Below are 7051 nucleotides of genomic sequence, written 5' to 3' on the forward strand. Positions count from 1 at the left end.
GGCCGCGCCGCGGCGCGGCCACCGCGCGACCGCCCGTGGTGGGCTGCCTGCTCGCGCTCGTCTTACTGTGGAACGCGGCGACGCTGGGCTACGTCGCGATGCCCGACACGGTCTCGTCGTCGGTCGACCCCGAGGAGTACCGCTGGGACATGTTCGCGCCCGAGCCCCGGATCGACGACGGCTGGTACGTGGTGGCCGGTCGACTCGAATCCGGGGAGACCCGCGACGCGTTCCACGGCGGCGGCGTCGAGTGGGACCGCCCGCCGGACGTGTCGGCGACCTACCCCGGCGTGCGCTGGTACAAGTACCTCGCCGACCTCCAGCGCAGCGAGAACGAGCCGCTGGGCACCGCGTTCGCCGACTACCTCTGCCGGGAGTGGAACGCCGGCCACGGAACCCAGATGGAGCAGATCAGGGTGGTGTTCGTCGAGGAGCGCGTCCGGCTCGACGAGCCGGAGACGACCGAGCGCCACGAGCTGTTCGTCCACTCCTGCGCTCGAAACTCGTCGACTGGCGGATGAACGTGTTCGCAGACGTTTGAGACTCCGTTTCCAATTGGGGTTGCGTGAACGAATGTAGTCGGCCGGTGCCTGCTGTCCTTCGGTTGGGAACTCGACGGAGGACAGCCGATGGAGATCAGTCGGCGAGGATCAGCCGACGAACTGTCCCACGTCGTCCGCCACGAAGTCTCCGGCCTCGGCCGCTTCGTCCGGGACCTCCCCGAACCAGTCGGCGTCCCAGTGGTCGTTCTCGTCGAGGCTCGGATCGTCGGCTCGCGCGCGGTCGCCAGCGAGTGACGCGCGGAAGAGCACGTTGTGGGTGGTGACCTGTGGTTCGTCCTCTCCCTCGACGACGTGGTCGATTTCGCGGACGATCTCCACCCCGTCGATATCGAACGGAACGCCGGTCACCGTCTCGACCGCGTCGCGGGCGACTGCGACCCAGTCGTCGCCCGATTCGACGGCCGCATGAGGCAGACTCGCGACGGGAGCCTCCTCGTGAACCGCGAGCAGAACGTCGCCCGCGTCGTCGGTGACGCCGACGATGGCTCTCCCCTCGATGTCGGTCGCGCAGTGATCGCGGTCGTCGCGGATTCGCGTCTTCTCGGTGTAGGGCACGTCCTCGTGCTCGCGGAGCGTCTCGGGGTCGGAGAACGATTCGAACGGCGATGCGTCGGTGGCTTCCGGAGATGTGTCTGGCATGGTGCTGTCGGTGGTCGCGACGCTCGACGGTTGGACGAATTATCTCGTCGCGCATCGCTGGTCGCTTCGGTTGTCGCGCGATTCGACACGGAAGCGCCCGAACCCTGTCTCTCGGGCGCCGGAGAAGTAGCTATGCGGAATTGATAGAAAAAGACACCGATTTACTTCCGACCTTTCTCCTTGTGTAATAATTCGCCATGCAGGGTTTTAAAGATTTTGGTAGCGAGGAAATCGAGCCGGTATGGAGTACCGCAACTCCGATCCAGCACTCGATTCACACCTGAATTACCGTCTCCATTTACGATTCCGCAAACGAAAACGGAAACGAAAGCGAATACGTAAACAGTCCCCACAGGACCATCGCCGACCAAACGCTTTAGCGGAAACCCGCCGTAATACGGGCCACGGTGCCCGAACTCGAAGACCCGCTCGAAATCGGCGGTGTGGAACTCCCCAACCGGCTCTACCGCGCGCCGCTGCTGGAGTGTGCCGGTGAGGGGTCCGACGCCGCCGACCGACTCCGGAGCGAACTCGAACCCGCCGCGGAGTCCGGCGCGGGCCTCGTCTTCCAAGGGGCGGCCCCCGTCCGCGAGTCGGGCGGCCGGGTCGCGCCGTCGATGACCGGCTTCGCCGACGACGAGTTCGTGGCGGGCCTCTCGGAACTCACCGACGCCGTCCACGACCACGGCGGGCGAATCTTCGTCCAGCTCGACCACGGCGGCCTCCGGAGTCTGGAAGCGTGGCACGCCGAGTACCGCCGGGCGAACCCGGACCTCCGGCAGCTCGCGGTGTCCCGACCGCCGTGGCCGCTCCGGCTGCTCGACCGGCTCGGGTTCCTACATTTCGACGCTCGCGTGCTCACGACTGCGGAGGTGTACGACCTCGCAGCCGACTTCGGTCGCGCCGCGGCCCGCGCGGCCGACGCGGGCTACGACGGAATCCACCTCGCGGGGGCGAACATGGGCATGCTCCAGCAGTTCCTCTCGCCGTTCTACAACCGCCGCGACGACGAGTTCGCCGACGGCGTGCGCTTTCTGGAACTCGTCCACGACGAGATCCGCGAGCGAGCGGGCGACCTCCCGCTGGTCGTCAAGGTGCCCGCCGAGACCGAGACCCCGCCGTTCGTCCGCCGCCGGCTAAGCGCGGACGACGCGGTCGAGATCTGCGAGCGCCTCGGCCGGGTCGGCTACGACGCGGTCGCACCCGTCCGGGTGTCGACGTTCTGGGACATGAGCATCGTGCGCGGCGAGTTTCCCGAGCGAGCGTGGCGCGACGAGCGCTTCCGCGAGGGGTACGCCGCGGCGTTCGGGAGTCGTTGGCGGGCCGCACTCGTCGCCGCGGCCAACCGCGCGGAAGCAGTGGTCTACGACTTCGACGCGGCGTGGAACGCCGACCTCGCGCGCCGCGTTCGCGAGCGGGTCTCGATCCCCGTCCTGCTAGAAGGCGGAATTCGGACCCGAGAGCAGATCGACGAACTGCTCGGGGACTCGTCGGGGGGAGACACCGGAATTTCGCCGGCCTGCGACGCGGTGGGGATGGGGCGGCCGTTCTACGCCGAACCACGGCTTCCGGCTCGGCTGTTGCGGGAGGAGCGAGGACAGCGCGGCGAACTGGAGCGGGAAGGCGCGTACGAGCGGTAGGTCTCGGCCGTACGGGGTGGTCACGTGGAACTCTCCACGGCACCACCCGATTGGGCCGACCGTGTTCTCCGGACGCCAACCGTTACGTGCGCGCCGTCCCAACCTCGACCATGACGCGCGAGATCACTCACGAAGCGACCGGCCCGATCAAACTCGACGAGAGCGACATCGACGACGAGAAGGGCGACATCGCGGTCTGCCTCTGCGGCCTCTCCGGCGACTACCCGTTCTGCGACGGCTCGCACCGCGCCGCCGAGAGCGAGGCCGACGACGCGGTGTACAAGTACGAGAACGACGCGGCCGACGGCGAGCGCCGCGAGATCGAGGAGTTCGTCTTCGCCGACGAGGGCTCGGAGTAATCCCACACGCGAACTCAGACTATTTCCCGGAGCCGGTCGCGCACGTCCGCGAGCGCAACCGTCTCGACGCCCGCCTGTTCCGGTTGGCCTTCAGCTACTCCGAATCCTCGGCCCGTCAGCACCGCGACAGCGTGCTCTTCAGACCCGATCGCACCCGATTCCGAGAGCGTCCGAATTCCGGCGAGCGCGGTCGCGGAGGACGGTTCGACCGCGAATCCGGCCTCGGTCGCCAGCAGGTCCTTCGCGTCCAGAATCTCCTCGTCGGGCACCGAGACCACCGCGCCGCCCGTCTCCCGGGCCGCAGCGAGAGCCCGCGTCCCGCTCGGCGGGTCCGGGTTGGCGATGGAGTAGGCGACCGTCTCTCCGGGATCCGTGAGCGGCGTCACCTCGTCGGCTCCGTCGCGGGAGGCTCGCGCGATGGGATCGCAGGCCGCGGCCTGCACGAGGTAGAGCCGCGGCCTGCTCGGCGCGGACGACTCTTCTGAGTCGTCCGCGCCGAGCAAGCCGGCATTCTCAAGCTCTCGCAGGGCCTTCCACGCCGCGCTGGCGTGGCCCCCGCTGCTGACCGGGAGGACGATGGCGTCCGGTACGGGGGGCTCGGGGCCGCCCGCTCCGTCCCCGCGGGCGAACGCCTCGCAGATCTCCAGCGCGGTGGTCTTCTGGCCGGCGACCCGAAGCGGGGAGTCGGAGTTGACGAACGCGACGGGTGTGTCCGATTCGACGGTCTCGCGGTAGAGCGCGCCGTAGTCGCCCGCCACGCAGAGGACTTCGGGGTCGTACGCCGCGATGGCGGCGAGTCGTTCCGGAGCGATGTCGGCGGGCACCAGCACCAGCGCGTTCGCGCCGACTCCCGCCGCGTTCGCGGCCACGCTGACCGCCATGTTGCCGTGCGAGACGGTGCCGAGCCACGCGGAATCCCCGGATTCCGCGTGGCTCGGCACCGTCTCGGCCGCTGTGGACTTCTCCACCCCTGCACTCGCGCCCGACTCCGCATTCTCGCCCGCGACCCACGCCGCCCCGACCGCGCTCCCGCGGTCCTTGAAACTCCCCGTCGGGTTCGCGCGCTCGTCTTTCAGCCAGAGGGTACACCCCGCGGCGTCGTCGAGGCGCGCGGCGCGGACGAGCGGGGTGTCGCCCGCGGCGGCTGCGACGCCGTCGACTCCCTCGACTCGTTGCGCTATCTCGCTCGGCAGGAGGTCGGCGTAGCGACCGATTCCGGTTCGATTACCGGCTGCGGGCTTCGAGTCCGGCCAGTCGAACGCCCCGGCTCTCCCGCTCGCGTCGAACCAGAGCGGTTCGCCGCAGTCACAGCGCTGGCGGTCGGGGAACGCGGCGGTCGCGCCGCACCGGTAGCAGACGAGCGCGGGCGGGTCGCGTTCTTGGGGGTCGTCGTCGCTCATTCCCGGCTCACTCCATCGCGTCCTGGTAGGAGTCCTGCGCGCGCTCGGCCCCGGCCGCGAGGTAGCCCGCGTCCACGCCGACGATCTGGTAGTCGTAGCCGTAGTCGGCCCAGAGCCGGATCTCGTCGTCTGTGGTCGCCAGCGTTCCGACCGGAGTGTCCGACTCGTGGGCGGCGTCGAGCACGTCCTCGACGGTCCCCCGGAACCGGTCGGACTCGTACTCGCCGAACACGTCCAGCGAGCCAGAGAGGTCCGCGGGGCCGACCAGCAGGGCGTCGACGCCCTCCACCGCAGCTATCCGGGACGCGTTCTCGACAGCCTGCTCGGTCTCGACCTGCACGATCACGGTGGGGTCCGGCGTGGCGCTGTCGACCTGCGCGGAGAGGTCCCGGCCGTAGTCGTTACCCCGCGACCCTGCGATGCCTCGAACGCCCTCCGGCGGATAGCGCGTGGCCTCGACCGCCGCACGGGCCTCGTCGGCGGACTCGACCATCGGCACCAGAACACCGGAAACGCCGGTGTCCAGCAGGCGCTTGATACGCACCGGGTCGTTCCACGGCGTGCGAGCGAGCGGGGTCGTGTATTCGTCGCCCGCGGATTCGATAGCCCGGGCGAGGTTCGCCACGGTTTCGAGGTCGGTCGGCGCGTGCTCGGTGTCGATCACCGCGAAGTCGGCGTCGCGGGCGCACACCTCCGCGACGGCCGGGTGGCCCACGGAGAGCCAGTGGCCGACGACTGGTTCGCGCGCTCGGAGTCGCTCCTCGAACTCTCTCGCTCGGGAGTCGGTCATGGCCGAGGCGTGGACGGCCACGGGCAAGTAGGTTTGCGACGCGGCAGGACGATTGCGACGCGGCAGGACGGCCGCGCTCGCGGGACGATGACTGTCAAATCCCGCGAAAGGCGTCCGCTCGGCGCGAAATACCGGTCCTACCGAAACGGCCATCCGTCCCCCGTTCGAGAGCTACGGACGTTCGATGACCCGTTCGCTCACCGCGTACGTCGACTATCGGGTGAGCGTGGCCTTCGTCGGGACCGTCCTGAAGTACATCGGCGTCACGCCGCTGTCCTGCTCGTTCTGGCGCTCTTCTACGGCGAGGGCCCGCTCCCGTTCGTCGCGCCGAGCGTCGCCATCGCCACGCTGGGAAGCTGTACATGGTGTTCCTGATGTGGATCGGTCGGCTGGAGCTGCTATCGGTGCTCGTCATCTTCACGCCGTCGTTCTGGCGGCGGTGACGGCGCTCTGTGCCCGATGTCCATCCGTCAGCGCGCGCTGATCGTCTTCCTAAAGGCATCGCTGACTCGTCTTTCCTCCGGGTTCGCGATGATTCGACCTCTACCCGGCGCGTGCTGGCGTCTTGGCGAGCGACGTGAGCCACGGCTCGTGGGCGCGTTGCTCCCACGGCGTCTCGACGAGTGAAACGAGTCGAGATTCGTCGGAACTTGCTTCCGGCGGTGTTCATGCGGCCACTGAGGCTGGGAAGGTCTGAGAGGCCTACTGTCGCGGTGCGGTCGCGGTTGTGAGGCGGTCTCTCACGTGCCTCGGCAGTAGCTAGCCCACTCGTAACTTCGAAAGCCAGCGCGAAAGGAGGAACCACGTTCAAAAATACCAACTACGACCCGGCTACTGCGCGCGGACGCTCAGCACGATGAAGACGTACCCCACCGTCGTCACCGCGTAGTTGACGGTCAGCAGGACGCGACTCGCCGAGAACTCCGTGAGGAACGCGCTGTAGGTGGTCGCCGCGGCCGCCGCGACGACGAGGCAGAAGCCGATGCAGAGCAGCAGCATCGCCTGATTCTCCGTTTCGATGTACGCGCGAGCGGCCATCCCGACGAGCGCGAGCCCCACCACCACCAGCGCGACGCTGAGGCTGACGTACACGACTTCCAACGGTTGCAGTCCAGCCACTACCATCGGTTGCATTTCGCTACTACGTTGGCGGATGTGTTCCAATGTTTTAAAAGTGGTAGGTCGGTATCACAGAAGATAATTAGCGGGCGGCGGGACGGCGAGGACTCCGCGCTCGGTCACCGTTCGAGTGCCTCGGCCAGCGTCTCGACCGGGTGGGACGGCCGGTGGGTCTCCAGTTGCGAGCGACACGACGCGCCGGGCGCGACCACCACGTCCGCGTCGGCCTCCGATATCTGGTCGCGCAGGATATCGCCGATGGCCTGCGAGAGGTCGTAGTGTTCGGCGTGGTAGCCGAAGCTGCCGGCCATCCCGCAGCAGCCCGAGTCGAGCGCGGCCACGTCGTAGCCCGCCGCGTCGAGCACCCTCGCGGCGTGGTCGTCGGTCCCGAGCGCCTTCTGGTTGCAGTGGCCGTGGTAGGCCAGCCGTTCGTCGGGCGCGTCGAAGTCGATGCGGTCGACCGCACCGGTCCGGTCCAGGTACTCGCAGACGCCGTACGCCCCGTCGGCGAGCGCGCGGGCGGGGGGCCGGGGCCGCGCCC

The 7051-nt window shown here is 68.6% G+C and carries 7 protein-coding genes and 1 pseudogene; 3 read left to right on the forward strand and 5 right to left on the reverse strand.

Going from position 1 to position 7051, the window contains the following annotated elements:
- Positions 1-521 (forward strand): annotated as a pseudogene (locus tag DPQ64_RS18160) (HTTM domain-containing protein); the annotation flags it as partial.
- A 129-nt stretch (positions 522-650) separates the two neighbouring features.
- Here the strand turns inward: DPQ64_RS18160 and DPQ64_RS18165 are convergent.
- Positions 651-1202: a hypothetical protein gene (locus DPQ64_RS18165; protein WP_115865705.1), complete on the reverse strand. Its 552-nt coding sequence runs from the start codon at positions 1200-1202 to the stop codon at positions 651-653.
- A 407-nt stretch (positions 1203-1609) separates the two neighbouring features.
- Here DPQ64_RS18165 and DPQ64_RS18170 point away from each other — a divergent pair, with 407 nt between their 5' ends.
- Positions 1610-2842: an oxidoreductase gene (locus DPQ64_RS18170; protein WP_115865706.1), complete on the forward strand. Its 1233-nt coding sequence runs from the start codon at positions 1610-1612 to the stop codon at positions 2840-2842.
- A gap of 110 nt (positions 2843-2952) precedes the next feature.
- Positions 2953-3201 (forward strand): CDGSH iron-sulfur domain-containing protein, encoded by a 249-nt coding sequence (locus tag DPQ64_RS18175; RefSeq protein WP_115865707.1) that lies wholly within the window; start codon positions 2953-2955, stop codon positions 3199-3201.
- A gap of 14 nt (positions 3202-3215) precedes the next feature.
- Here the strand turns inward: DPQ64_RS18175 and DPQ64_RS18180 are convergent, their stop codons facing one another.
- From DPQ64_RS18180 to DPQ64_RS18195, 4 genes are all read right to left on the reverse strand, one after another.
- Positions 3216-4601 (reverse strand): threonine synthase, encoded by a 1386-nt coding sequence (locus DPQ64_RS18180; protein ID WP_115865708.1) that lies wholly within the window; start codon positions 4599-4601, stop codon positions 3216-3218.
- Positions 4602-4608: 7 nt separating this feature from the next.
- Positions 4609-5391: an HpcH/HpaI aldolase family protein gene (locus tag DPQ64_RS18185; protein WP_115865709.1), complete on the reverse strand. Its 783-nt coding sequence runs from the start codon at positions 5389-5391 to the stop codon at positions 4609-4611.
- Positions 5392-6222: 831 nt separating this feature from the next.
- Positions 6223-6525 (reverse strand): DUF7521 family protein, encoded by a 303-nt coding sequence (locus DPQ64_RS18190; RefSeq protein ID WP_232820629.1) that lies wholly within the window; start codon positions 6523-6525, stop codon positions 6223-6225.
- 104 nt (positions 6526-6629) lie between these two features.
- Positions 6630-7051 (reverse strand): heterodisulfide reductase-related iron-sulfur binding cluster (locus tag DPQ64_RS18195; RefSeq protein ID WP_269814496.1); only part of this gene is annotated, 422 nt, incomplete at its 5' end.

This window comes from Halorussus litoreus, from assembly GCF_003382685.1.
GTDB classification, from domain to species: domain Archaea; phylum Halobacteriota; class Halobacteria; order Halobacteriales; family Haladaptataceae; genus Halorussus; species Halorussus litoreus.